Raw genomic sequence first — 26,267 nt, 5'->3', positions numbered from 1 at the left:
CGTCGAACGCACCGTCCCGATCGGGCGGTGCGTTCGCCGTTTCGGGGACGCGACGAGGACGGATTCGCGAGGGGGAAGTCGATGTACGAGACACACGGCACGGTGGTGGGCACCGTGATCACCGACCCGGTCAAGCGGGAGACCGCGTCCGGTGAAGAGGTCATGAGCTTCCGGATGGCGAGCAACGTTCGCCGGCGTGACCGCGAGACGGGGGAATGGACCGACGGCGGGACGCTGTACTTGACGGTGAGCTGCTGGCGCAGGCTCGTGCAGGGGGTGGGGGCATCGCTCATGAAGGGCGACCCGATCATCGCGCACGGCGAGCTGCGCACCAACGAGTACAAGACGCGGGACGGGGAGCCGCGCTCCGACCTCGAGATGCGCGCCACCTCGATCGGACCGGACCTGGCCCGCTGCACCGCCAAGCTCGACCGGTCGTGGCGCTCGCGCGGTCCGGCAGGGTCCGGCGGGGCCGACGAGTCGACCGCGCAGCCCGACGAGGCGGAGGAGGTCCCGGACGACGGGCAGCGCGACGTCGACGATGCGGTACCCGCGCTCGCCGGATAGCGGACGTGGGAATCGCGCGGTTCGGGGGTGGTCGGGTGTCGTTGTCTGCGAAGGTGATTGCGGATCGGTATCGAGTGACGGCGACCACACGGGAGGGTTCGATGGGCTGCAGGACACGGGGGAAGCCAGGCCGAACGTTGGCGTTGCTCGCGGTGGTGGCCGCGGTGACGTTTGCTCCGACCACAGCATCCGCCGGCGGTCTGCCCGCCGGACAGGAGCCTGGGAGCGTGCAGACGGTGGAGGCGCTGCCGCCCGAGCTCGGGCTGCCCGGCACCTCGGCCGCCTACCGGATCACCTACTCGACGCGGGACGCCGCGGGGCATCCCGCGCCGAGTTCCGGGGTGGTCTTCGTGCCGGCGGGTGCGGCACCGGCGGGCGGCTGGCCGGTGCTCTCGTGGGCGCACGGCACCGTCGGTCTGGGGGACGCGTGCGCGCCGTCGCGGAATCCGCGGTCGGCCCGCGACGCGAACTATCTGGGGCATTGGCTCTCCCAGGGGTATGCGATCGTCGCCACGGACTACATCGGGCTCGGCACGCCCGGTGTGCACCCGTACCTCGAGGGCGACTCCGAGGCGACCGCCGTGATCGACATGGTCCGCGCCGGCCGCGCGGTGGTGCCCGAACTGTCGTCGCGGTGGATGGCGATCGGTCAGTCCCAGGGCGGCCACGCCGCACTGTTCACCGCGAACCAGGCGACCCGCTACGCGCCCGAACTCGACTACCGAGGCGCGGTCACCACGGGTGCGCCGTCGAACCTCGAGAATGTCTTCCCGTTCGGCGGGCCGTGGATCCCGGATCTCGGGCTCGACGGGCTGACGGTGTTCACGAGCTACATCCTCGCCGGTATGCGCGCGACCATGCCGGAGGCCGACGTGAACAGCTACCTGACTCCGGCGGGACGAGAGATCGTGGATGCTGCCGAGAACCTCTGCTACGAGGCGCAGGCCGAGAAGGTGAAGGGAATATCCGTCGGAGCACTGCTGAGCCGTCCCCTCGGCGACCCCGAGTTCCGGGCGGCCCTCACCGAGTATCTCGCGGTACCGACCACCGGGTACGACCGATCACTGTTCATCGCGCAGGGCCTGCTCGACACGGTGGTCCCGGCACCGCTGTCGTTCAAGCTCATCGCCGATCTGCGACTCGCCGGTGTCGACGCGACGTACATGACCTACCCGACCAACCACGACGGGACGATGGCTGCGTCGCTGCCCGATTCGACGCCGTTCGTGCGCCAGCGGCTCTGACCAGGGAAGGGCTGTACCGCTCTCCCCGCGCGAAACCGCTCGCGCGGGGAGAGGCGCGGGGCGGGCGCGGTAGGCTGGCGGTCGAGTCGTACGTTCTCGCAGCCGGTGAGCTGCGCATTTCCGTTCCAGATTGGAGCCTTTGGGTGGCTGAGTTCATTTACACGATGAAAAAGGTGCGCAAGGCGCATGGCGACAAGGTCATCCTCGATGACGTCACCATGAGCTTCTACCCGGGCGCCAAGATCGGTGTGGTGGGCCCGAACGGCGCCGGTAAGTCGAGCATCCTCAAGATCATGGCCGGGCTGGACCAGCCGGGCAACGGCGAGGCCTTCCTCGCGCCCGGCGCATCGGTCGGCATCCTGATGCAGGAGCCGCACCTCGACGAGACCAAGACGGTCCGCGAGAACGTCGAGGAGGGTCTCGGCGAAACGATGGTGCAGCTCAAGCGGTACAACGAGATCGCCGAGCTGATGGCCACCGACTACTCGGACGAGCTGATGGAGGAAATGGGCACCCTTCAGGAGAAGCTCGACCATGCCAATGCGTGGGAGATCGACTCGCAGCTCGAGCAGGCGATGGACGCGCTGCGCTGCCCGCCGCCGGACGAGCCCGTCACCCACCTCTCGGGTGGTGAGAAGCGCCGCGTCGCGCTGTGCAAGCTGCTGCTGAGCAAGCCCGACCTGCTGCTCCTCGACGAGCCCACCAACCACCTCGACGCCGAGTCGGTCCTGTGGCTCGAGCAGCACCTGGCCGCCTACCCCGGCGCCATCCTGGCGGTCACCCACGATCGCTACTTCCTCGATCACGTCGCGCAGTGGATCTGTGAGGTCGACCGCGGACGCCTGCACGGTTACGAGGGCAACTACTCCACCTACCTGGAGCAGAAGGCCGCCCGTCTCGAGGTCCAGGGCAAGAAGGACCAGAAGCTGCAGAAGCGCCTCAAGGACGAGCTCGCGTGGGTCCGCTCGGGCGCCAAGGCCCGTCAGGCGAAGAACAAGGCGCGCCTCGACCGCTACGACGAGATGGTCACGGAGGCCGAGAAGCACCGCAAGCTGGACTTCGAGGAGATCCAGATCCCGACCCCGCCGCGCCTCGGCAACGTGGTGGTCGAGGTCGAGAACCTCGACAAGGGCTTCGACGGCCGTCTGCTCATCAAGGACCTCTCGTTCACGCTGCCGCGCAACGGCATCGTCGGTGTAATCGGCCCCAACGGCGTCGGCAAGACCACGCTGTTCAAGACCATCGTCGGGCTCGAGCAGCCGGATTCCGGCACCGTGAAGGTCGGCGAGACGGTCAAGCTCAGCTACGTCGACCAGAATCGCGCCAACATCGACCCGACGAAGAACGTGTGGGAGGTCGTCTCCGACGGACTCGACTTCATCGAGGTCGGCCAGAACGAGATGCCGTCGCGTGCCTACGTCAGCGCGTTCGGTTTCAAGGGCCCGGACCAGCAGAAGCCGGCGGGCGTGCTCTCCGGTGGTGAGCGCAACCGCCTGAACCTGGCGCTGACCCTCAAGGAGGGCGGCAACCTGATCCTGCTCGACGAGCCGACCAACGACCTCGACGTCGAGACCCTGAGCTCGCTCGAGAACGCGCTGCAGGAGTTCCCCGGCTGTGCCGTCGTGATCTCCCACGACCGTTGGTTCCTGGACCGGACCTGCACGCACATCCTGGCGTGGGAAGGTGCCTTCGGCGACAACGAGGCCGCCTGGTACTGGTTCGAGGGCAACTTCGAGGCATACGAGGAGAACAAGGTTGCGCGCCTCGGCGCCGACGCGGCCCGTCCGCATCGCGTCACGCACCGCAAGCTCACCCGGGACTGATCCCGTGTCCGCTCCGTCCCTGGTCTACAGCTGCGAGATCCAGGTGCGGTGGGGTGACTCCGACAGGCTCGGACATGTCAACAACACCCGCATAGTGGAGTACCTGCAGGAGGCGCGTCCGCTCTTCCTGGCCGAGGGTGCGGCGTCCGTGGACACCGCACCCGGGGCGGCCGTCGTCCGCAAGATGGACGCCGAGTTCCTCCGTCCCATCACCGCCACCTCCGGCACGGTCCGGGTGACGGTGTCGGTGGTGCACCTGGGGACGTCGTCGTTCACCCTGCGCCACGTCATCGAGGACGCGGACGGCAACGTGTGTGCATCCGGTGACGCCCTGATGGTGGCGTTCGATGTCCGGGCCGAGCGGTCGCGACCGCTCACCGAGCCCGAGCGCGCGGTTCTGGGTCGCTACCTGCCGGCGGCGGCGCCCGCGTAGCGGCACCGAAGACCTCGCACACCCCGGTCGGACGGGAGATCCACCCCGCTCGGGGTCACCGCGGTTAGGCTCGCCAGTGAGCCACCCGCGGTGACCTCGAACAGGGATGGAGCGTCGTAATGACGGATTCTGCCGATTCCGACTGGTCTCTCGAACTGCCCGCCGAGTTGCGGGCCTGTCTGCCGGATCTCGCGGCCGCCTACTTCCGCCACACGTCGGCCGGTGAAGGCGACAGCGTCCTGAACGGTCGTTCGGACGCCATTCTGCGCGAGCACGTCACGCTCGCCCGCCACCGGAAACCGGGGTGGGCCGTGACTCGGGTCCACCGCCCGTCGGACGGCACCGGGCTCGGCGCGGCGCTGCAGATCGTCACCGACGACATGCCGCTGCTCGTCGAGTCCGTCACCGCCCTCGTCGGCCGCCTCGACGCGGCCATCAGCGAGGTGGTGCACCCGATCTTCGAGGTGCGCCGCGACGCCGCCGGCGATCTGGAGGCGGTCCTGCCGGCCGCGTCGATCCACGATCCGTCTCCCGGCTGCCTGGAAGAGTCGTGGATGCATGTGCAGCTGCATCCGGCGACCGAGGGCGCGGTGCTCGACGCACTCGAGGCGTCCATCGGCGACGTCCTCTCGGACGTGAGTCAGGTGGTGGCCGACACCGAATCGATGCGGGCCCTGCAGCTGGTGCTCGCGACCGAACTCGCCGTCCGTGCGGGCGACCCACCGCCCGGGCGGTCGGCCGACGAGCTGAAGGACTGCGCGAACCTGTTGCGCTGGCTGGCCGACGGTCACTACGCGGTGCTCGGGTATCGGCGCTACGAGCTGGGCGAGCGGGACACGGCCGGCGGACGGGCCCAGCGGTCGGTGCCGGACAGCGGCCTGGGTGTGCTGCGGTCGGACGTTCTCGCCGACGAGCGCGTCAATCTTCCTCTCGCGGCTGATATTCCGGATCGGCCATTGCTGGTGCTGACGCAGGGATCGGCGCCGGCGACCGTGCACCGCTCGGTGTATCCGTACTTCGTGGGGGTCAGCATCCTCGCCGACGACGGCGCGATCGTCGGTGAACACCGCTTCCTGGGGGTGTTCACGGTGACCGCGATGCACGAGAACGTCCTCGAGATCCCGGTGATCGCGCGGCGCGTGCGGACGGCGATCGAACGGGCCGGGTTCGACCTGGGGTCGTTCTCGGGGCAGGCGATGCTCGAGGTGGTCCAGTCGTTCCCCCGCACCGAACTGTTCTCGATCGACACCGACACGCTCCTCGACACGATCACCGCGGTGCTCAACATCGGGCTTCGCCGTCAGGTCCGGTTGTTCATGCGGGAGGACGGATTCGGCCGGTTCGTCTCGTGTCTCGTCTATCTCCCGCGGGATCGCTACACGACGCGGGTGCGGCTGGCGATGCAACAGATCCTGCTCGACGAGCTGGGCGGTGGCTCGCTCGAATACACCGCGCGTGTCACCGAGGGCGATCTGGCCCTGTTGCACGTGACGATTCGCAAACCGGTCGGGCGCCCGCACGCGCCGGTCGATACGTCGGAGGAGAACCGGCTGCGGATCCAGAACCTGCTGGCCGCGGCGAGCCGTAGCTGGGACGACCATTTCGCGGATGCGGTCGCCGATGATCCGTCGGTGGACCCTGTTCTGGCGCAACAGTATGCCGCGATCCTTCCGGAGAGCTACAAGGAGGACTTCGACGCGGGACGAGCGATCGCCGATATCGGCCGGCTCTGCGCCCTGCAGCCCGACGCGATCGCTCTGCGGCTCTATCACGACAGTTCGGCGCCGGAGGGGCAGTGGCAGTTCGCGCTGTACCTCGCGGGCGAGGGCATCTCGCTCTCGCACGTGCTCCCGGTGCTGCACAGCCTCGGGGTGGAGGTCCTCGACGAGCGGCCGTACCTGATCGTGCGGCCGGACGGGATGCACTGCTGGATATACGACTTCGGCTTGTCCGTGCCTCCGGAGTTGCTGCGCGACTCGATCGAGGATCTCCGTGACGGTGGCCCGGGGGAGCTCCTGCGGTCACGCTTCACAGCGGCGTTCACCGCGGTGTGGCACGGGCTCTGTGAGGCGGATCGGTTCAACGAGTTGGTGTTGCGGGCGGGTCTCGACTGGCGTCAGGTGTCGGTCCTGCGGGCGTACGTGAAGTACCTGAGGCAGGCCGGGTTCGCGTACAGCCAGGCGCACATCGAGTCGGTGGTGCTGGCGCACCCGGAGATCGCCCGGTCGTTGATCGACCTGTTCGAGGCCCTGTTCGACCCGGAGGCCGCATCCCCGAAGCAGGCCAGGGCCCTCGAGCGCGACCTGCGGGCCACGATCGGCGAGGTGGTGAGCCTCGATGTGGACCGCATCCTGCGCGCGCTGTTCGGTCTGGTGCAGGCGACACTGCGCACCAACCACTTCGTGCGCGGCGACGACGGCGCACCGCGGGACTTCCTGTCCCTGAAGTTCGAGCCGAGTCGGATCTCGGAACTGCCCAAGCCGAGGCCGCGATTCGAGGTGTTCGTGTACTCGCCCGAGGTCGAGGGCGTCCACCTGCGGTTCGGTCCCGTCGCGCGCGGCGGCCTGCGCTGGTCGGACCGGCGAGACGACTTCCGCACCGAGATCCTGGGCCTCGCCAAGGCTCAGGCGGTCAAGAACGCGGTGATCGTGCCTGTCGGCGCGAAGGGTGGGTTCGTCGTCAAGCAGCCCGTTGCGCCGACGGGTGATCCGGGTGTCGACCGGCAGGCCGTGCGTGATCAGGGCATCGCCTGCTACCGGACGTTCATCTCGGGCCTGCTCGATGTCACCGACAACGTCGACCGCGTGAGCGGCGCCGTCGTGCCGCCGCAGCGGGTGGTCCGGCGCGACGAGGACGACACGTACCTCGTGGTCGCGGCCGACAAGGGGACGGCCACGTTCTCCGACATCGCCAACGACGTTGCGGCGAGCTACGGCTTCTGGCTCGGCGACGCGTTCGCGTCGGGAGGCTCGGCCGGCTACGACCACAAGGAGATGGGCATCACCGCCCGCGGCGCGTGGGAGAGCGTCAAGCGGCACTTCCGGGAACTCGGACTCGACGTTGCGGCAGACGATTTCACGGTGGTCGGGATCGGTGACATGAGCGGCGACGTGTTCGGCAACGGCATGCTGCTGAGCGAACACATCCGACTGGTGGCCGCGTTCGACCACCGGCACATCTTCCTCGATCCCGATCCGGACGCGGCCCGCTCGTTCGCCGAGCGGCGCCGGATGTTCGCGCTGCCGCGGTCGTCGTGGGCGGATTACGATTCCGCTCTCATCAGCGAGGGCGGTGGCGTCTACGCCCGCACCGCGAAGTCGGTGCCCGTCAGTGCCCAGGTGCGCGAGGCGCTCGGACTCGACGCCGACGTGACCACGATGGCACCGCCCGACCTGGTGAAGGCGATTCTGACCGCGCCGGTGGATCTGCTGTGGAACGGCGGTATCGGCACCTACGTCAAGGCGGCGTCCGAGTCGGACGCGGCGGTGGGCGACAAGAGCAACGACGCCGTGCGGGTGCACGGAGCCGACCTGCGGGCCCGCGTGGTCGGGGAGGGCGGCAATCTCGGTGTCACGCAACTCGGTCGGATCGAGTACGCCTTGCACGGCGGCAAGATCAATACCGACGCGATCGACAACTCGGCCGGGGTCGACTGCTCCGATCACGAGGTCAACATCAAGATCCTGCTCGACTCGCTGGTCAGCAGCGGGGCTCTCGGGCAGGACGACCGTGATCCTCTGCTCGAGTCGATGACCGACGACGTGGCGCGACTGGTGTTGGCGGACAACATCGCCCAGAACAACCAGCTGGGTATGTCCCGCGCCAGTGCGTCGCAGACGCTCGGCGTGCACCGTCGACTGATCGCGACCCTGATCTCGCACCACGGCCTCGACCGGAAGCTCGAGGCGCTGCCCACCGAGGCGGAGTTCAACCGTCGGGCTCAGGCCGGCGCCGGCCTGACGTCACCCGAGCTGGCGACCGTGATGGCGCACGTGAAGCTGGCGTTCGAACAGGACCTGCTCGGGACCGAACTGCCGGACAGCGACTTCTTTGCGTCCAGGCTGCCCGGCTACTTCCCGCTGCCCCTGCGTGAGCGGTTCAACTCGGCGATCCGCGCACACCCGCTGCGGCGGCAGATCGTCGCGACGATGCTCGCGAACGAGGCGATCGACAACGGCGGCATCACCTACGCCTACCGGCTCGCGGAGGACGCCGGCGCGTCGAGCACGGACGCGATCCGCGCCTACGCGGCGGCCACCGAGATCTTCGGCCTGCACGACGTGTGGGAGCGGGTCCGCGTCGCCGACATGCCGTCGGCCGTCTCGGACGTGCTGATGCTGCAGTCGCGCCGGGTGCTCGACCGGGCATCGCGGTGGTTCCTGTCGAGCCGGCCGCAGCCGATCGCGGTCGGCGCCGAGATCAGCCGCTACTCCACCGGGTACCGACGGCTGGCGCCGAAGGTTCCCGGTTGGCTGCGCGGACACCATGTGACGGACCTCGAGAAGCGGTCGCGGGCGGCCATCGCGGACGGCGCACCACGGGATCTCGCACTCGAGGTGTACCGCCTGCTGGACCTGTATCCGCTGTTGGACATCATGGACGTCGCCGACATCTGCGAGCGGGACGGCGAGGAGGTAGCCGAGCTGTACTACTCGCTCGACGCGCACCTGGGCATCGACTGGTTGCTCACGGCGGTCTCCGATCTGGCGCGCGGCGACCGCTGGCATTCGCTGGCGCGGCTCGCGCTGCGGGACGACCTGTACGGGTCGCTGCGCTCGCTGACGCTGGAGGTGCTGGTCGGCGGTGAACCGACGGAGACGTCGCAGGAGAAGATCGACTACTGGGAGTCGACCAACGCGTCGCGACTGGCGCGGGCGAGGTCCGCGCTCGCGGAGATCTTCGAGTCTGGAACGCTGGACCTCGCGACGCTCTCGGTGGCGGCGCGTCAGGTACGCAGCATGGTGCGGGGAGTGGGCACCCGATCGGAGGTTGGACGTTGAGCGGGTCGCGAGAGTCATTACTGAGCGTTTCGCAGGAAGTGGGATCGAACGGCGCGGTCGTCGGCACGCACGTCGGATTCCACACGAAGGTGGTCGTGCGCTGGTCCGACATGGACGCGTTCCAGCACATCAACCACGCGCGGATGGTGACGCTGCTCGAGGAGGCGCGGATCCCGTGGCTGTTCGAGGACAACTCGCCGACGGTGACGCTGCGCGACGGCGCGGTGATCGCCGACCTGCACGTGCGCTACCGCGGACAGCTCCGGCACGACGACAGCCCGCTCGACGTGTTGATGTGGATCGAGCAGGTCCGCGCCGTCGACTTCACGATCGCGTACGAGGTCCGGCCCGGGGGCGCCGCGCCCACGACGCCGCCGGCGATCGTCGCGTCCACCCAGATCGCGGCCTTCGACATCGGCACCCAGCGGTTGCGTCGGCTGACGGCCCCCGAGCGCGAGTACCTGGAGAGCTGGAAGCGTGCGTGAGCGCGTTCTGACGGTTCCGGGCCCCGCGGATCGCGCCGATCTGGCGGTGTTCGTCGGGCGCGCCCTGCGTCTCGACGAGGCCGCGGTGGTGCGGTTGCGGCAGCGGTCGGACGGCAGGCTGTCTGTCTGGGCGGCAACAGGATTCGATGCCATCGCGGCGCGAGTCGTGGCCGGTGGGATTCGTCCGCAGGACACGACGGCGGGTGCCGACGTCCTGCTGCGGGCGCTGTCGGAGCCCGGTGCAGGCGCGGAGATCGACCCGGGTTTCGCGATGGATTCGGCGTGGCGCGGCGCGTTGCCGCCCGAGTCGGGATTCGTGCACGTGGACGACGTGCCCGCCCGGGTCCTGCTCGGGCTGGCGCAGCGCGGCGCCGCGCTGGCGAAGGAGCACGGCAGCGCGCAGGGCCCGCCCACGTCGCTGCTCGAGCAGAAGGTTCTCGAGGTCGAGGGCGGGGATGCCCGGGTCGACGTCTCGATGCGCACCGTGTTCGCGCTCACCGGAATGGGATTCGTGCCGCTGGCCGACGGCGGTGCCGCGACCGCCGACACCGAACTGGACCGCATCGCCGAGGACGAACTGGTCCGGGTGCGCGCCCACCCGTCGTGGGTGCGCCTGGACGCCCGGTTCGGGTCGGTCTACGCGCGCCGTGCGGGCGCGATCCCGCTCTTCACGGCGTAGGACGGTCGGCCGTCCCGGGCGCGATCAGCACCGGCACCAGGAACTGCTCGACCATCGTCCGCTCGTCCGCGGCGTCGGCACCGGGCACCGTCAGCAGCGAGACGATGGCGCGTACCAACCAGCGTGCGCGGCGGACGGTTTCGGCGTGATCGCTGTGCCAGACATCGGCGAGGAATGCGGTGCCGATCACTTCGATCACCTCGGACGTGCTCGCCAGTTCCGATGCGAGGCCGGCGTCGCCGAGGCCGAACCACGCCGCCAGTGTCGGGGTGGAGCGAACCTCGTCGATCGCCAGCAGGACGGCCTCGGTCACCCGCGCCCGGGCGTCGTCGATGGGTGCGACCCTCGCGGCGATCTGCTCACCGAGTCGACGTGCCTCCCGGTGGACGTACGCCCGGTGCAGCGCGCGACGGTTCTCGAAGTAGCGGTACAGCGTGGCGCGCGAACACCCGGCGGCCTTGGCGACCTCGGCCATTCCCGTTGCCGAGACACCGCGTTCGACGAACAACTCGGCGGCGGCGTCGAGGATCTTCCCGGCCGCCGCCTCGTTGCGTTCGTCCTGCAGCCAGGATCCGGAAGTGCCGGGCGCCCCGACGGTTTCGGAGGTCATCGTCCGACGGCTCGGAACGGGACGTGGGTGGGCCGGCGGACGTAGTTGCCGGCGGCGTACTCGACACCGTCGATGTCGACCTCGAAGTCCGGGCATCGGGCGAGCAGTTCCTCGAGCGCCACCCGCGCCTGCATGCGGGCGGCCGCCGCACCGAGGCAGTGGTGGTTGCCGTTGCTGAAGGTCATGATCTGCCGCGGGTTACGCAGCACGTCGAGTTCCTCGGAATCCGGGCCGTACACGCGGGGATCACGGTTCGCGGAGCCGTACACCAACAGCACCTTGCGTCCCGCGGGAATGGGGACGTCGTCGATGGTGACGTCGCGGGTGGTGGTGCGGGCCAGGCCCTGCACGGGGGACGTCAGTCGCAGGAGTTCCTCGATGGCGACGTTGATGCGCGACGGATCGTCCAGCAGCAGCTGACGCTGGTCCCGGCGCTGCGTGAGCAGTTGCACTGCGCCGCCGAGCATTCCGGTGGTGGTGTCATTGCCGCCGGTGACCATCGTGAACGCGAATCCGAGGATCGACAGGATGCCCGCGAAGTCGCCGTCGGAGCCCATCCCGGCCGCGACGAGATGCGAGATGGTGTCGTCGCCGGAATTGCCTGCGTCGGCCTCGGCTCGGCGGCGCTCGATGAGGCCGCCGAAGTAGCCCATGAGGTCGCCGACCGCGGTTGCCGCCTCGAGCGGATCGCCGGTGGCGTTGGCCGCGACGATCGCGTCGGTCCAGCCGTCGAACTGGCCGCGATCCTCCGCCGGCACACCCAGGTAGTGGGCGACCACCATGCTGGGCAGCGGCTTGAACAGGGCCGTGACGATGTCGCCCTCGCCGGCGGCGCGCAGTTCCTCGAGTCGCTCGACGACGAACCTGCGGACCTCGGGTTCGACGGCCTCCACCTGACGCGGGGTGAAGCCACGCGCCACCAGCCGGCGGAAGTTGGTGTGCACCGGCGGATCGAGCATCACCAGCGGGGGATTGTCCCGGAGCCCGATCTTGTCGAGCTCGCCGTAGGTCATGGTCAGCCCCTCGGCGGACGAGAAGGTCTCGGCGTCCCGCGATGCCGCGTACACGTCCTCGTGGCGGGTGAGCACCCAGAAATCGTCCGTGGGCGAGTCGGCCGGCACGACGTTGTGCACGGGATCGTGGTCGCGCAGGGCCGCATACATCCCCCATGGGTCGCGCCAGGACTCACCCGAGCGGGGGACGTAGGACGCTTGGCCGGACATCGTCGTCGTCATGTTTCGACAGTGAGACAGATCACGAAGTTTGTCAAGGGTTCCGAGATGCGGCGAACCCCGGCCATGGGCTGGGCTAGCTGCCCGAAGCGGGCACCCACGGCCGGGGTTCTGCCGAACGGCGCTATTGACCCATGACGCGATTCACGGTCGGACCGGTGGTCCAGCCGCCGTCCACCGCGATCTCTGCGCCGGTGACGTACGACGCCCCATCGGAGAGCAGATACGTCACCGCGCCCGCGATCTCGTCGGCCTCGCCCATGCGCCCCATCGGGGTGTGCCCTCACCCGGCTGGATCCCGATGTCGGCGGTCATCGGCGTGTACGTCATGCCGGGGTGCACCGAGTTGACGCGGATGCGGTCCGTCCCGAGTTCGACGGCGGCGATCTTCGACAGCCCGCGCACGCCCCACTTGGAGGCGCCGTAGCCGGCCGTGAGGGCCAATCCCATGAGCCCGGCCGCGGACGAGATGTTCACGATCGATCCGCCGCCGGCCGCGCGCATCGGCGCGACGACCGCCTGGATTCCGTTGAAGACGCCGACCAGGTTGATGTCGAGGACCTTCCGGAAGTGCTCGAGCGGTTCGTGCTCGATGTACTGGCCCGTGGAGATGCCCGCATTGTTGACCAGGCCGTTCAGCGTTCTGAACTCGGTGAGCGTGAATTCGACTGCAGCACGCCGCCCTTCGGCATCCGTGACGTCGAGGTGGACGTAACGTGCGGCGTCGCCGAGGTCGGCGGCCGTGGCGCGGCCGTCGTCGTCGAGGACGTCGCCGATCACCACCTTGCCGCCGGTTTCGACGATCTGGCGGGCGAATGCCGCGCCGAGCCCGCGGGCACCGCCGGTGACAAGAACGACCTTGTCGGACAGCATATTCGAATCCTCACTCATGGGTTCAACCTTCCTTCCGAGACGCGACGTCACTTGCCGCGGGCGGCGTGGCGGGCACCGATGTAGCCGAAGACCATCGCGGGACCGATGGTGGCACCCGCGCCGGCGTAGTCGTTGCCCATGACCGAGGCGGACGTGTTACCGGTCGCGTACAGGCCGTCGATGACGCTGCCGTCCGCGCGCAGGACCTGACCGTTCTCGTTGTACATGAGTCCGCCCTTGGTTCCCAGGTCTCCGGCCCGCATCCGCAGTGCGTAGTACGGGGCGGTGTCGATGACGTCGAGCGTGGGGTGCGGCAGGCTCGGGTCGCCGTAGTAGTTGTCGTACGCGCTCTCGCCGCGGTGGAAGTCGCCGTCCCGTCCGTTTCGAGCGAATCCGTTGAAACGCGAGAGGGTTTCGGTGAGTCCGGCGACCGGGACATCGATCTTGCGGGCCAGCTCCTCGATCGTGTCGGCGACGGCGATCAGGCCGCCGTCGATCCACGCCTTGGGGAACTTCCGGCCCGGCATGATGCCACCGATCGGGTAGCGCTTCTTGGCGCGCTCGTCGAAGACGAACCACGTGGGTTCGTGACCGCTGGCCAGCTGATCGTGCACGAACGTCACGTACGGGGCGGCCTCGTTGGTGAACCGCTTGCCGTGCTGATCCACGATGATCGACCGCGGGACGGACCGCTCGGCGACCATCACCTGGACGATGCCGTCGGGCCGCTGGAACGACGGCATCCACCACGCGTCGTCCATGAGATCGACTGCAGCGCCGACGTTCCGGCCCGCGATGATGCCGTCGCCGGTGTTGTCGGACGACGCGGCACTGAAGTTGTCGCGGCCGCCTTCCGGCAGGTTCGCCTTGCGCATGTCGTCGTTGAACTCGAACCTTCCGGTCGCGAGCAGCACGCCGTGGCGGGCCCGGATTCGCACCGGTCGGCCGCCGCGCTCGGCGACCAGTCCGATGACGGCGCCCGAGGAATCCGTCACGAGGGATTGCATGGGCGTGTTCAGCCACAGCGGCACCCCGGCGTCTTTGAGCGCCAGGCGGAGCCGGGCGATCAGGGCACGGCCGAGGGTTCCATGTGGCGCCGCAGCAGGATCGCCTTGACGGCATTGAACCCGGTCTTGAGCGCGGTGCGCCGGGCCTTCCACGTCCGCATCACCATGTTGAGCTGCACGAAGTCCTTGGACGTGATGAACAGTCCGGGCGGGGTCGCGAGCGCGGCCGGGCGCAGCAGATCCTGGTCGGCGCCCAGTTCCTTGAGGTCGACCGGCAGCGGCTCGATGGTGCGTCCCGCAGGACGGCCGCCGGGCTGCTCGGGGTGGTAGTCGGAGTAGCCCGTGCACCACTGGAATCGCATGTGGCGGCTCGACGTCTCCAGGAACGCGAGCGTCTTGGGGCCCTCGTCGATGAAGGCATCGAGGTTCGCCGACGGAACCCGGTCGCCGAGGACCGCATCGAGGTAGCGGCGGACGTCCTCGCGGGAGTCGGCCAGGCCCTCGCGGATCAGCAGCGGGTTGTTCGGTACCCACACACCGCCGCCGGACAATGCCGTGGCGCCACCGTAGACACCCGCCTTCTCGATGAGCAGGGTGTCCAGTCGTTCGGCGGCGCCGGCCAGCGCGGCGGTGAAACCGCCTGCGCCGCTGCCGACCACCAGCAGATCCACCTCGTGATCCCAGGTGGGCTCGGCGGACTGGTCGGTCTGGATCGAATCGGTCGCGGACATCGCGGGTCTCCTCGGGGTGCCTGGGGGACGCGGCACACAGTGCCTGTGTGGCACGTCACGTCGCGTCCACGACACTAGGGAGCGCTCGGAGGGGTCCGAAATCGAATCTCCCGCTGGGCGGGAGACCCGCGAATCAGACCAGCCAGGCCGCCGAATCGGCCGGCAGCAGCCCGTCGGCGAGGGGTGCACTCGCGAGCAGCACCGTGCCCGGAGGCAGCTGGATCGGGGCGTCCGTCGTGTTCAACACACAGATGAGGCCGCCGCTGCGACGGAACGCGAAGCAGCCGGGAGGGCTTCCGTACCAATCGATTCCGGGCCCGGAGCATTCCGGGAGGTTGGCTCGCATCTCGAGTGCTGCGCGGTACAGCGACAGGGTCGAGTCGACGTCCTCGAGCTGGGACTCCACAGTCAGTGGAGTCCACGCCGGCGGGATCGGCAGCCACGTGTCGGGCGACGTCGAGAAGCCGAAGGGCGGTCGGTCGCCCTCCCACGGCACTGGGACCCGGCACCCGTCGCGCCCGCGCTCGGTGTGGCCGGATCGCTCCCACGTCGGGTCCTGGAGGGCTGCGTCGGGGAGATCGACGTTGGGGAGGCCGAGCTCGGCGCCGTTGTAGATGAACGCCGCGCCCGGCAACGCGAGCTCCACCAGTGCCATCGCGCGGGCGCGGGTCACGCCGCGGGTGCCGCCGCCGTACCGGGTCACCTCGCGTTCCACGTCGTGGTTCGACAGTGTCCACGTGGGGGTGCCACCGACATGCGCCACGGCGTCGAGCGAGTTCTCGATCGCGGCGCGCACCGCGTCGGCGTCGAACGCCGTCTCGGCGAGCCGGAAATTGAAGCCGAGGTGCAGTTCGTCGGGGCGGACGTACTCGCCGAACCGCTCGTTGTCGCGCACCCAGATCTCGCCGACCGCCATCGCGTGCGGGTACTCGTTCATGACCCGGCGGATCCCCCGATGGATCTCGTGCACCGCCGGGTTGTTGAACCGCGGATCGTCGTCGTCGTTCTTCAGGAGCTCGTTGGTGTTCCAGTCGTGGTCGGGGAGCCCCTCCGGTTTGGCCATGCCGTGGGCGACGTCGATGCGGAACCCGTCGATGCCGCGGTGCAACCAGAACCGCAGGGTCTTCTCGAGGTCGGCGAACACCTCGGGGTTGTCCCAGTTCAGGTCGGGCTGCTCGCGCGCGAAGATGTGCAGGTACCACTGGCCCGGGGTGCCGTCGGGCTCGGTGATCCGCGTCCACGCGGGCCCGCCGAAGACACTCGGCCAGTTGTTGGGCGGCTGCGCGCCGTCCGGGCCGCGGCCGTCGCGGAAGATGTAGCGGTCTCGGGTGCTGCTGCCCGGACCGTCGGCGAGGGCCTCCCGGAACCAGGGATGCTCACTGGACGTGTGGTTGGGAACGAGGTCCATCGTGACCCGGATGCCGCGCGCGTGCGCCTCGACGATCAGCTCGTCCATCGTCGCGAGGTCGCCGAACAGGGGGTCGATGTCCCGCGGATCGGAGACGTCGTAGCCGTGATCGGCCATCGGCGACCGCATCACGGGGCTGAGCCAGAGCGCGTCGACGCCAAGCAGTTCGAGGTAGCCGAGGCGGTCGATCACGCCGCCCAGATCGCCGATGCCGTCGCCGTTCGAGTCGGAGAACGACCGCGGATAGACCTGGTAGAAAACGGCGTCGGACCACCACGAACGGGCGTCGCCGGTGATGCGGCTGGTCGGCTGGTCCTCGCGGGGCGTCACAGTCATTCATAGTGCCGCATCGAGGACCTTCGAACGATCCGTCCGGAAACTGTGGCTGCTACACCGGCGAGTTGACCATCGACGCGGCCGCCATGTCCATGTAGTCGATCAGGGCGCGGCGGTGCGGTTCGTCCAGCGTCTGCTCGTCGATCGAGGCGATCGCGGTGTGCATGCAGCGCAGCCACGCGTCCCGTTCGATCGGGCCGATCCGGAACGGATTGTGGCGCATCCGCAGGCGGGGATGTCCGCGCTCCTCGGAGTAGGTGCGTGGCCCGCCCCAGTACTGCTCGAGGAACATACGCATGCGGCGCTCGGCCGGCCCGAGGTCCTCCTCGGGATACAGCGGCCGGACCACCTCGTCCGTCGCCACCTCCTCGTAGAAGCGCGCAGTGAGCTTGCGGAACGTCTCGGCTCCGCCCACTGCCTCGTAGAAGGTCTGCTGCGTGGTGGGGTTCGTTTCAGTCATGTCCCGTCCCATTGTGCCCGGTTTCGAGTCGAGCATGCCTCGAGGATGCCTCAGCCGGTCCGGGTGTGGTGCACGGCACCGTTCGTTCACCGCCCGTGCGGCAAATTTTTCGCGGAAATGGGTGTGCGGGAGCCGATCATCCGTGGTCAACTGGGGTCAGTCTTCGCGGAGGTCGCATGACACATCGACAGAGCGCGCGAGCGCATCGACAACTCGTGCCCACTGATGTGCGGGGAAACTGCACGTCGGGGGCTTTTCCGCTGCACGTCATCCCCGAGCCCGGATCGTCCGGGCTCGGTCTGCCGGGTCTCGGCACCGTGACCTCCTGGAACAAACGTCGGGTGCTGCTGCTCAATGCCACGTTCGAACCTCTCACCGCTCTGCCCGCGCGACGCGCCGTCGTGCTGATGGTCTGCGACAAAGCCGACCCGGTCCACGAGGATCCGCTCGGCCCCGTGATCCACTCGGAGGGCTACTCCCTCCAGGTGCCCTTCGTCATCCGGCTCCGTAACTACGTTCGGGTTCCGTACCGGACCCGTGTCCCGATGACCCGCGCCGCGCTCATGCACCGCGACCGCTTCCGCTGCGGATACTGCGGGGACAAGGCCGAGACCATCGATCATGTCGTGCCGCGCAGCCGCGGCGGCGGGCATTCGTGGGAGAACTGCGTCGCGTGCTGCGCGCCGTGTAATCACCGCAAAGCGGACAAACTGCTCACCGAACTGGGGTGGACGCTCAGGACCGCGCTGGTGCCCCCGTCCGGTCCGCACTGGCGGCTGCTGTCGACTACCACCGAGGTGCATCCGACCTGGCTGCCCTATCTGGGCGAGGGTGCGGCCTGATGCATTTATGTGTCACCACGCGAGCCGAGGCATGATTCGGCCCCGACGCTTCCATTTCGGCAGGACTCGGCTACGGTTTGCGGTGTGAGCATTCTCGAGACAGTGCTGATATTCGTAGGGATTCCCGTCTTGGTGATCGCGATCGTCGCGGGACTGTCCTTCATGACCAAGAAGTCGCCCGGCTTCGTTCCGACCGAGTACCGCCTCGGTCAGCGCTGGACCCATCAGCCGGTCCTGTGGAGCGCTGTCGACGAGGTGACCTCGCATGGTCACCACGCCGGACACGCTGCCGGTGCAGATCTGATCGGAGGTTCGGCAAGTGGCAAGTGGTGACGTTCTCCAGTCCTCGGCGGTAGCGGCGGCGGATCTGCCGGTGGGCACCGTCGTGACCTCCGGCGGTCGCATCTCCGGTGTGCACCGCATCGGCGAGTCCTTCGACGACCTGCTGCCTTTCACCACCGACCAGCTGGTGGCCCTCGATGACGCCCTCACGGACGCGACGCGCGCCACGAAGGTGCGCTTCAACATCTACGTCGGTGACCTGGGCGAGAACCCGGCCGCCGGTGCGGACGCGGTCTTCCCGAACACCCCGGAGGCCGAGCGATCGATCCTGATCGCCGTGTCGCCGAACCAGCGTGTCGTCGAGATCCGTGGTGGCCGCGGCGTCGAGAACCGTGTCACCGACCGGATCACGCAGCTCGGTGTCACCGCCGCCGTCGCGTCCTTCGGCGAGGGCGACCTCATCGACGGTCTCGTCTCGGCGCTGCGCGTGATGAGCTCCGCGATCGCCCCGAAGTAGTCCCTGCACTTTCCGCTTCACCCCGGTGACCCGATGTCACATGCGTTCAGTCGAACTGAACCGCTGTGACATCGGGTCATCGGCGTTCCGGGGATCGGACGCTGTCGGTCAGGTCGCGTCGAACGCCCGGGCCTTCAGCGACCGGACGATGCCTGCCTTGCCCTCGACGACGAGGCGGCGCAGCGCCGGCGGGTGCTCACCCGACAGGAACTCGTCGGCCGCGGCCACGGACGCCTCGCTGATCGACCAGGAAGGGTACAGGCCGACCACCACGGTCTGCGCCACCTCGCTCGACCGCCGCTCCCACACCGCCGGGATCTCCGCGAAGTATCGGGCCACGTACGGCTCGAGTAGTTCGGATTGGCCGGGCGCGACGATGCCGCCGATGATCGCGCGGGCGGTGATGTTCGGGACGGTGTCGTCGTCGAACACGGTCGTCCAGGCCTGCTCCTTGACCGCGGCCTGGGGCCGGGCCGCCGCCGCCGACGCCGCCTGACGGGCACCCGCGGCGGTGGGGTCGCGCTCCGCCTCCGCGTCGATGAACGGCGTCTCGGTACCGTCCGTGTCCACCTGACCGGCCGCGGCCAGCGCGTGGACGAGCCGCCAGCGCAAGTCGGTGTCCACGACCAGCCCGGACAGTCCGAGCTTCGCGGGGTCGGCGTCGAGCAGCTCCTGCAGCACCTCGGTGTGCCATGCCGACAGCTGCGACCCGGTGAGCGCGTTGACGAACGCCAACTGGTGGTCGGAGCCGGGCTCGGCCTCGCGGGCCAGCTCGAGCAGCCGGTCCGCGAACGCGGGCCAGCCGAATGCGTCCGCCCAGCCGGGCTCGGCGTACGCCGACAGCGCCGTCTGTGCCTGGAGCAGCAGTCGCTGGACGACACCCACCTCGGTCTCGGCGCCGATGCCGCGCTGGACGAGGCTCACGAAATCGCGTGCCCGCATCTCCGCCTGCCGGGTCATCTCCCACGCCGCCGACCATGCGAGGGTGCGGGGGAGCGGCTCGGCGATGTCGCCGATCCGGCCGACCAGGGTGTCGAGCGAATCGCGGTCCAGCCGCAGCGAGCAGTAGGTGAGATCGTCGTCGTTGACGAGGATCAGCTTGCCGCGCGGCACCCCGACCAGCTCGGGCACGTCGGTGCTCGCGCCCTCGACGTCGAGCTCGACGCGGTGCGTACGGACCAGCTTGCCGGTGGCAGGGTCGTCGTCGTAGATGCCGACCGCGAGACGGTGCACACGGGTCTCGCCGGCACCCGGAGCGGCGCCCTCCTGCAACACCGCGAACCGGGAGAACGTGCCGTCGGGCTCGATCTGGAAGTCGGGGCGCAGGATGTTGAGGCCCGTCGTCTTGAGCCACTGCGCACCCCACCCCGACAGGTCGCGGCCCGACGCCTTCTCCAGCGCCCGTAGCAGGTCGTCGAACGTCGCGTTGGCGAACGCATGCTCGGCGAAGTAGTCCCGCAGACCCGACAGGAACGGCTCGAGCCCGACGTATGCGACGAGCTGCTTGAGCACGCTGGCGCCCTTGGCGTACGTGATGCCGTCGAAGTTCACCTCGACGGCCGCGAGGTCGGGGATGTCCGCGGCGATCGGATGCGTCGACGGCAGCTGGTCCTGCCGGTACGCCCAGGACTTCTCCACGTTGGCGAAGGTGGTCCATGCGTTGGTGTACTCGGTGGCCTCGGTCTGGCACAGCACCGACGCGAACGTCGCGAACGACTCGTTGAGCCACAGGTCGTCCCACCAGCGCATCGTGACCAGATCGCCGAACCACATGTGGGCCATCTCGTGCAGCACCGTCTCGGCGCGCCGCTCGTACGAGTAGCGGGTGACCTTGGAGCGGAACACGTAGTCCTCGAGGAAGGTCACCGCGCCGGCGTTCTCCATCGCGCCCGCATTGAACTCCGGCACGAACAGCTGGTCGTATTTGCCGAACGCGTACGGCACACCGAAGTTGCGGTGGTAGAAGCCGAAGCCCTGTTTGGTTTCGGTGAACAGGCGTTCGGCATCCATGTACTCGGCGAGCGATGCACGGCAGTAGATGCCGAGCGGGATGTGTCCGTGCTCGTCGGAATAGCTGTCGGTCCACTGCGCGTACGGGCCGGCGATCAGTGCCACCAGGTACGTACTCATGCGCGGGGTCGTGCGGAAGACGTGGCGGCCCGGAGCGGCCGCCAGCGGCTCGACGGTCTCGGCGTTGGAGATGACCTTCCAGTCCTCCGCCGCGACGACGGAGATGTCGAAGGTGGCCTTGAGATCCGGCTGGTCGAAGCACGCGAACATCCGCTTGGCGTCGGCGGTTTCGAACTGCGAGTACAGGTACACCGCATTGTCGGTGGGGTCGACGAAGCGGTGCAGTCCCTCGCCGGTGTTGGTGTAGAGGCAGTCGGCCTCGACGACGAGCTCATTGCTGTCCGCGAGGCCGCTCAGCGTGATCCCGGTGGCCTCGTCGTACGACGACACGTCGACCGGGGTGCCGTTGAGGACCGCCGAATGCACTGTGTCGGCGATGATGTCGATGAACGTCGACGCTCCGGCCGTCGCCGCGAACGTGACGGTGGTGCGGGACCGGAAGGTGCTCTCGCCCGGTCGGCCGTCGCCGTCGGTGAGATCGAGTTCGATGCGATAGTTGTCGACGGTCAGCAGCGCCGAGCGTTCGGCGGCCTGTTCGCGGGTCAGATTCGGTGGGGCCACAAAGATCTCCTCATCACGGATGGACAATCGACTCCCCGCTATCCCATCACGCGCCGCCCTCCTCTCGCGATTTGCACTTATCGTTGCGACGCGGACACCCGCGGCACCGAGAAGTGCGCAAATCGCGGGGTCAGGTGGCGAGTTCGGTGAGGGGGACGGCGGGGTCGGCGAGCCGGGTGGGGTCGACAGGACCGGAGAACGCGACGAGCGCCTTGATGTCGTCGGTGACATCCCAGATGTTGACGTTCATGCCGGCGAGCACCCGGTTCTCCTCGTCGAGCCAGAACGCCAGGAACTCTCGTGCTCCGACGTCGCCGCGGGTCACCACCTTCGAGTACTTCGGTGCCCAGCCCACATATTCCATGCCCAGGTCGTACTGGTCGGTGAAGAAGTACGGCAGGTTGGTGTACTCGACCGGGTGGCCGAGCATGGTCGCGGCCGCGATCGCGGGCTGGTTCAGCGCGTTGGCCCAGTGTTCGACGCGGACGCGGGCCGCCAGCAGCGGATGTTGCTGGGCGGCGATGTCGCCGACCGCGACGATGTCCGGGTCGCTCGTGGTGAGCGTGCCGTCCACGAGGATGCCACCGTCGACCGAAAGCCCGGCGGCCTCGGCGATCTCGATGTTGGGTTGCGCGCCGACAGCGACCAGCACCGCGTCGGCGGGCAGCACCGTCCCGTCGCCCAGTCGGACGCCGTCCGCACGCCCGTCGGTGACGGTGATCTCCTCGACCTTGGACCCGAAACGGAAGTCGACGCCGTGTTCGCGGTGCAGATCGGCGAACACGGCACCCATCTCCCTGCCCAGCGCTGCGAGCAGCGGCAATTCGGCCGACTCCACGATCGTGACCGCGACATCGCGACCGCGCGCCCCCGACGCGATCTCGAGTCCGATCCAGCCCGCGCCGACGATCACCAGTCGGGCTCCCGGGGAGAGCGCCGCGATCAGGGCGTCGGATTCGTCGATGGTGCGCAGGTAGTGCACGCCCGCCGCGTCGGCGCCGGGGATCGGTGGGCGACGCGAACGGGATCCGGTCGCGAGCGCGAGTCGGTCGTAGCCGAGTGTCGAACCGTCCGGCAGCACCACGCACTTGCGGTCGCGATCGAGCGCCGTCGCGGTGGTGCCCAGACGCAGGTCCACGTGGTGGTCTCGGTACCAGTCCCCGTGCTGGACGGTGAAATCGGGCAGCCCCTTCTTGCCGGCGACATGTTCCTTGGAAAGTGGTGGTCGCTCGTAGGGGAGATGGTCCTCCTGGCTGAGGAGGACGATGGACCCGTCGAAATCTCTGTCTCTCAACGATTCTGCGATCTTGGCGCCGGCCAGGCCGCCGCCGACGATGACGAACGTGCGATTCGATGACTCGTGGGATGTCACGGGGAGGCTCCGTTCCAGTGTGGCTACTGGCTGTCCTCCATCGACAGTAACGTTGCTCCGAGGTGTGCGGGAAGCATTCCCGCACGCGCATGGTTGTCTATCAATCGAGAGGTGTGACGTGGATCTGTCGCACCGCAGAACGAGGGAGACACGCGTGAGCGCGGAAGCACAGACAAACTCCGGCAAGACCGGCAAGAAGGACACCGTCGACTTCTGGTTCGACCCGCTGTGCCCCTGGTGCTGGATCACGTCGCGCTGGATCCTCGAGGTGACCGAGGTCCGCGACATCGAGGCCAAATTCCACGTCATGAGCCTCGCCGTCCTCAACGAGGGACGCGAGCTTCCCGAGGAGTACCGCGAGAAGATGGGCAAGGCCTGGGGCCCGGTGCGGGTTCTCATCGCGGCTGCCCAGCAGCGCGGCGACGACATCCTGCTGCCGCTCTACACGGCGATGGGCACGCGGATCCACAACGGCGGCGACCAGGATCTGACGAACGTCGTCGTCGAGTCCCTCGCCGAACTGGGCCTGCCCGCCGAGCTGGCGGCGGCCGCCGACACCGACGAGTTCGACGCCGAACTGCGCCGCAGCCACCACGCCGGCATGGACAAGGTCGGCGACGACGTCGGTACCCCCACCATCCACGTCAACGGCACCGCGTTCTTCGGCCCGGTCCTCTCGCGCATCCCGCGCGGTGAGGATGCCGGCAAGGTGTGGGACGGCACCGTCGCCCTGGCGTCGTACCCGCACTTCTTCGAGCTCAAGCGGACCCGCACCGAGGATCCCCAGTTCGACTGAGGTCCGGTCGCCGAGTGACCGTTCCGGGGGGGGGCGAGAGAGAGGGTGCGTGCGGTGCTCGCCACCAGTGTCGAACGCCTCGCGCGAGCCGGGTGCGACTTCTTCGTCTGCCCGGACAACACGGCGCATCTCGCTCTCGAGGCCGACGGTGATCACCTCGCCCTGCCCGGGCTGCATGTGGTCGACATCGTCGCGGATGCTGCCCAGCAGGCCGGGCACGCCCGCGTCGGCATCCTGGGAACGCGCTTCACGATGCAGGGACCGCTGTACCCCCGAGAACTGGCCGCGCGGGGCATCGACGCCGTCGTTCCGGATACCGCCGATCAGGCCATGGTCCACTCGGCAGTCTTCGACGAACTGGTCCACGGGGATTTCCGGCCACAGACGCGGGCGTCGTTCGTCGCACTCATCGAGAGGCTCGCTTCCGCCGGCTGCGACGCGGTTGCGTTGGTGTGTACCGAGATTCCTCTGCTCGTGCGGCCCGAGCACTCGCCACTGCCGATTCTGGATTCCACGCGGCTCTCCGGACGCGCGGCGCTCGAGGTCGCGGTGGGGAAGCGGCCCATGCCCACCTGGCGTGGATCGACGTTTCGACGGGCCGGCGCTCCCGGCGCCGGTACCGGGTGACTCGACGCGCGGGTTTCTCCTCCTCGAGTCCCCACGATCGCCGCGGCGACGTGACCTGTCAGAATTGAGATCATGCGCGTATACCTGGGTGCCGACCACGCCGGCTTCGAACGCAAGAACCAGATCATCGAACACCTCACCGCGAACGGCCATGAGGCCATCGACTGCGGTGCACACGTCTACGACGCCGTCGACGACTACCCGGCCTTCTGCATCGAGGCGGCCCGCCGCGTCGTCGCCGAACCGGGCAGCCTGGGCCTGGTCCTCGGTGGCAGCGGCAACGGTGAGCAGATCGCCGCGAACAAGGTTCCTGGCGCCCGCTGCGCCCTCGCGTGGAGCGTCGAGACCGCGCAGCTGGCCCGCCAGCACAACAACGCGCAGCTCATCGGCATCGGCGGCCGCATGCACTCCCTCGAGGAGACCCTCGCGATCGTCGACGCCTTCCTCGCCACCGAGTGGTCCGACGAGGAGCGTCACCAGCGTCGCATCGACATCCTCGCCGAGTACGAGAAGACGGGTGTGGCGCCGGCCGTGCCCGCGGCCCCCGAAGCCTGAACGAACAGGTAAGCAGAACGTGCCCGAGGGCCACACTCTCCACCGTCTCGCGCGCCTGCATCAGCAGCGTTTCGCGGGATCGCCGGTGTACGTGTCGAGCCCGCAGGGCAGATTTGCCGAGGACGCGGCCCTGATCGACGGCCGCGTCCTCGTGCGTTCCGACGCGTGGGGCAAGCACCTGTGGCACCACTACGAGAACGGTCTCGTGGTGCACGTCCACCTGGGGTTGTACGGCAAGTTCACCGAGTCCGCGCTCCCGCTCGAGGCGCCCGTCGGGCAGGTCCGGATGCGCATGATCGGCGCCGAGTTCGGCACCGACCTGCGCGGTCCCACCGCCTGTGAGGTGCTGCATCCGCCGCAGGTCGCCGCGATCGAGGCCCGCCTGGGTCCCGATCCGCTGCGCAAGGACGCCAACCCGGACCGGGCGTGGGCGCGGATCTCGAAGTCGCAGACACCGATCGGCGCGATGCTGATGGATCAGGCCGTGTTGGCCGGCGTCGGCAACGTCTACCGTGCCGAGGTCCTGTTCCGGCACGGGATCCACCCGGAGCGGCCCGGCAAGCGCGTCAGCCGCGCCGAGTTCGACGCGATGTGGGACGACCTCGTCGAACTGATGAAGGTCGGGGTCCGCCGCGGCAGGATGCACGTCGTGCGGCCCGAGGACGACCACGGCGAGCCGTCGTACGCGAAGGACCGGCCGCGGACCTACACCTACCGCAGAGCAGGATCGGCGTGCCGCATCTGCAGCACGCCGATCTCTCACTCGGTTATGAAGGGGCGCAACCTGTTCTGGTGCCCCGGTTGTCAGGCCGACTAGAAGTCGAAGCCCCCGAAGTCGCCTCCGCCGAAGTCGCCTCCGCCGAAGTCGCCCCCGCCGAAATCTCCGCCGCCCCAGTCTCCGCCGTAGTCGCCGCCGCCGTCGCCCGCGGCGCCGTAGTCGACATCGCCGCCAGCGTCTCCGCCGTCTCCGCCGTCAGTGCCGGCGTCGCCGCCGTCACCGTCGGCTGCGTCCATGCCGTCCTGGTAGCCGTCGGCGAACCCCTGCGCGTCGTATCCCACCCCGGACATCCCGGAGAACATCGCAGAGAACAGGAACATCGAACCGACACCCCACGCGCCGGCGACGAGCGCGGGCTTCCACCACGGCTCGGAGTACCAGCCTGCGGGGACCGGACGTCCGGCGACGCGGCCGCCGGGGTAGTAGTTGGGTGTGCGAGCCGACGGATTGGGTGACGCCGAGACCTGACGGCCCTCGAACTCGATGTCGCGGTCCTCGGTGACCGAGCCGGCCGACTTCTGGCCGTCGATGCTCGGGATCTCGGGACCCGGATCCATGCCCATCGCGGAGCGCGCGGCGCGGATGTAGTACAGACCCTCGAGTGCGGTCTGCTTCGCCAGACGCGCCTGCACGGGCGTCGTGGCCTGTTCGATCTGCGAACCGGCGGCGGTGTACCGCTCGGAGGCGTCGGCGAGAGCCTGCTTGGAGGCGTCGTCGCTGCCGACGAGGTTGTAGACCTGGCCACCCAGGCGCTCGATCGACTGGCGGGCATCCGCCTTGGCGTCTTCGAGTTGGTTCGCCGAGTGGCCCTTGTTCTTGTTCTGGCTCTTCATCACCAGAAAGACGACGGCGCCGATCACGGCGACGATGAGGAGGAGTTCCACGGGGGACCTTCCGGAGGTGTCAAATCGGACATTGT

The 26,267-nt window shown here is 68.7% G+C and carries 22 protein-coding genes and 2 pseudogenes; 14 read left to right on the top strand and 10 right to left on the bottom strand.

What is annotated here, in order from left to right; all coding sequences use genetic code 11:
- The first annotated feature begins 81 nt into the window (after nucleotides 1-81).
- The 7 genes from ssb (at nucleotide 82) to HUN07_RS17575 (ending at nucleotide 10,231) form a co-directional block, all read left to right on the top strand.
- Nucleotides 82-567 (top strand): single-stranded DNA-binding protein, encoded by a 486-nt coding sequence (gene ssb, locus HUN07_RS17605; RefSeq protein ID WP_174911492.1) that lies wholly within the window; start codon nucleotides 82-84, stop codon nucleotides 565-567.
- 101 nt (nucleotides 568-668) lie between these two features.
- Nucleotides 669-1,811, top strand: coding sequence for an alpha/beta hydrolase family protein (locus tag HUN07_RS17600; protein WP_114724115.1), 1,143 nt, complete (start codon nucleotides 669-671; stop codon nucleotides 1,809-1,811).
- 143 nt (nucleotides 1,812-1,954) lie between these two features.
- Entirely contained in the window at nucleotides 1,955-3,634 is a 1,680-nt protein-coding gene (ettA, locus tag HUN07_RS17595; RefSeq protein ID WP_114719374.1) for an energy-dependent translational throttle protein EttA, read from the top strand.
- Between the two features lie 4 nt (nucleotides 3,635-3,638).
- Nucleotides 3,639-4,067 carry an acyl-CoA thioesterase gene (locus HUN07_RS17590; protein WP_174911489.1) on the top strand — a complete coding sequence of 143 codons (429 nt, stop codon included), beginning with the start codon at nucleotides 3,639-3,641 and terminating at the stop codon, nucleotides 4,065-4,067.
- Between the two features lie 119 nt (nucleotides 4,068-4,186).
- Nucleotides 4,187-9,067, top strand: coding sequence for an NAD-glutamate dehydrogenase (locus HUN07_RS17585; protein ID WP_174911486.1), 4,881 nt, complete (start codon nucleotides 4,187-4,189; stop codon nucleotides 9,065-9,067).
- Between the two features lie 38 nt (nucleotides 9,068-9,105).
- Entirely contained in the window at nucleotides 9,106-9,552 is a 447-nt protein-coding gene (locus HUN07_RS17580; protein ID WP_302675458.1) for an acyl-CoA thioesterase, read from the top strand.
- Nucleotides 9,545-10,231, top strand: coding sequence for a hypothetical protein (locus tag HUN07_RS17575; protein ID WP_114719010.1), 687 nt, complete (start codon nucleotides 9,545-9,547; stop codon nucleotides 10,229-10,231). The genes HUN07_RS17580 and HUN07_RS17575 overlap by 8 nt, the downstream gene beginning before the upstream one ends.
- Here HUN07_RS17575 and HUN07_RS17570 read toward each other — a convergent pair.
- From HUN07_RS17570 to HUN07_RS17545, 7 genes and pseudogenes are all read right to left on the bottom strand, one after another.
- Nucleotides 10,221-10,841, bottom strand: a complete 621-nt coding sequence (locus HUN07_RS17570; protein WP_114719011.1) for a TetR/AcrR family transcriptional regulator — start codon at nucleotides 10,839-10,841, stop codon at nucleotides 10,221-10,223. The two genes, HUN07_RS17575 and HUN07_RS17570, sit on opposite strands and share 11 nt — an antisense overlap.
- A complete protein-coding gene (locus tag HUN07_RS17565; RefSeq protein ID WP_114719012.1) occupies nucleotides 10,838-12,076 on the bottom strand; it encodes a cytochrome P450 in 1,239 nt (412 codons plus the stop codon). The genes HUN07_RS17570 and HUN07_RS17565 overlap by 4 nt, the downstream gene beginning before the upstream one ends.
- A gap of 121 nt (nucleotides 12,077-12,197) precedes the next feature.
- Nucleotides 12,198-12,964, bottom strand: a pseudogene (locus HUN07_RS17560) (SDR family oxidoreductase).
- 29 nt (nucleotides 12,965-12,993) lie between these two features.
- A complete protein-coding gene (locus HUN07_RS17555) occupies nucleotides 12,994-14,106 on the bottom strand; it encodes an FAD-binding protein (protein WP_254622579.1) in 1,113 nt (370 codons plus the stop codon).
- Complete coding sequence (locus HUN07_RS27080; RefSeq protein WP_254622578.1) at nucleotides 14,013-14,684, bottom strand: FAD-binding protein; 672 nt, start codon at nucleotides 14,682-14,684, stop codon at nucleotides 14,013-14,015. The genes HUN07_RS17555 and HUN07_RS27080 overlap by 94 nt, the downstream gene beginning before the upstream one ends.
- A 133-nt stretch (nucleotides 14,685-14,817) precedes the next feature.
- On the bottom strand, nucleotides 14,818-16,428 hold the full coding sequence (locus HUN07_RS17550; protein WP_174911483.1) for a glycoside hydrolase family 13 protein: 1,611 nt from the start codon (nucleotides 16,426-16,428) through the stop codon (nucleotides 14,818-14,820).
- A gap of 52 nt (nucleotides 16,429-16,480) precedes the next feature.
- Complete coding sequence (locus HUN07_RS17545; RefSeq protein WP_174911480.1) at nucleotides 16,481-16,888, bottom strand: globin; 408 nt, start codon at nucleotides 16,886-16,888, stop codon at nucleotides 16,481-16,483.
- Between the two features lie 176 nt (nucleotides 16,889-17,064).
- Here HUN07_RS17545 and HUN07_RS17540 point away from each other — a divergent pair, with 176 nt between their 5' ends.
- The 3 genes from HUN07_RS17540 (at nucleotide 17,065) to HUN07_RS17530 (ending at nucleotide 18,529) form a co-directional block, all read left to right on the top strand.
- Complete coding sequence (locus tag HUN07_RS17540) at nucleotides 17,065-17,730, top strand: HNH endonuclease (RefSeq protein ID WP_114719016.1); 666 nt, start codon at nucleotides 17,065-17,067, stop codon at nucleotides 17,728-17,730.
- Between the two features lie 84 nt (nucleotides 17,731-17,814).
- Nucleotides 17,815-18,063: an aa3-type cytochrome oxidase subunit CtaJ gene (gene ctaJ / locus HUN07_RS17535; RefSeq protein ID WP_114719017.1), complete on the top strand. Its 249-nt coding sequence runs from the start codon at nucleotides 17,815-17,817 to the stop codon at nucleotides 18,061-18,063.
- Nucleotides 18,050-18,529 (top strand): DUF5130 domain-containing protein, encoded by a 480-nt coding sequence (locus HUN07_RS17530; protein ID WP_174911477.1) that lies wholly within the window; start codon nucleotides 18,050-18,052, stop codon nucleotides 18,527-18,529. The genes ctaJ and HUN07_RS17530 overlap by 14 nt, the downstream gene beginning before the upstream one ends.
- Before the next feature lie 108 nt (nucleotides 18,530-18,637).
- Here HUN07_RS17530 and pepN read toward each other — a convergent pair whose 3' ends face one another.
- Nucleotides 18,638-21,220, bottom strand: a complete 2,583-nt coding sequence (pepN, locus tag HUN07_RS17525; RefSeq protein ID WP_174911474.1) for an aminopeptidase N — start codon at nucleotides 21,218-21,220, stop codon at nucleotides 18,638-18,640.
- 130 nt (nucleotides 21,221-21,350) lie between these two features.
- The gene (locus HUN07_RS17520; RefSeq protein WP_174911471.1) at nucleotides 21,351-22,592 is read right to left on the bottom strand and encodes an NAD(P)/FAD-dependent oxidoreductase; all 1,242 of its coding nucleotides are present in this window, start codon (nucleotides 22,590-22,592) and stop codon (nucleotides 21,351-21,353) included.
- Nucleotides 22,593-22,746: 154 nt separating this feature from the next.
- Between HUN07_RS17520 and HUN07_RS17515 the strand changes: the two genes are divergently transcribed.
- The 4 genes and pseudogenes from HUN07_RS17515 (at nucleotide 22,747) to HUN07_RS17500 (ending at nucleotide 25,387) form a co-directional block, all read left to right on the top strand.
- Nucleotides 22,747-23,388 (top strand): DsbA family oxidoreductase, encoded by a 642-nt coding sequence (locus tag HUN07_RS17515; protein WP_174911468.1) that lies wholly within the window; start codon nucleotides 22,747-22,749, stop codon nucleotides 23,386-23,388.
- Nucleotides 23,389-23,427: 39 nt separating this feature from the next.
- Nucleotides 23,428-24,015, top strand: a pseudogene (locus tag HUN07_RS17510) (aspartate/glutamate racemase family protein); the annotation flags it as partial.
- Nucleotides 24,016-24,087: 72 nt separating this feature from the next.
- Nucleotides 24,088-24,570, top strand: coding sequence for a ribose-5-phosphate isomerase (locus HUN07_RS17505; protein WP_174911462.1), 483 nt, complete (start codon nucleotides 24,088-24,090; stop codon nucleotides 24,568-24,570).
- A gap of 19 nt (nucleotides 24,571-24,589) precedes the next feature.
- A complete protein-coding gene (locus tag HUN07_RS17500; RefSeq protein ID WP_174911460.1) occupies nucleotides 24,590-25,387 on the top strand; it encodes an Fpg/Nei family DNA glycosylase in 798 nt (265 codons plus the stop codon).
- On the opposite strand, the gene HUN07_RS17495 is transcribed toward HUN07_RS17500, so the two are convergent.
- Complete coding sequence (locus HUN07_RS17495) at nucleotides 25,384-26,232, bottom strand: GA module-containing protein (protein WP_174911457.1); 849 nt, start codon at nucleotides 26,230-26,232, stop codon at nucleotides 25,384-25,386. The two genes, HUN07_RS17500 and HUN07_RS17495, sit on opposite strands and share 4 nt — an antisense overlap.
- Nucleotides 26,233-26,267: the final 35 nt, after the last annotated feature.

It is taken from the genome of Rhodococcus sp. W8901, from assembly GCF_013348805.1.
Taxonomy (GTDB): domain Bacteria; phylum Actinomycetota; class Actinomycetes; order Mycobacteriales; family Mycobacteriaceae; genus Prescottella.
This window is presented reverse-complemented; position numbering and strand designations above follow the sequence as displayed.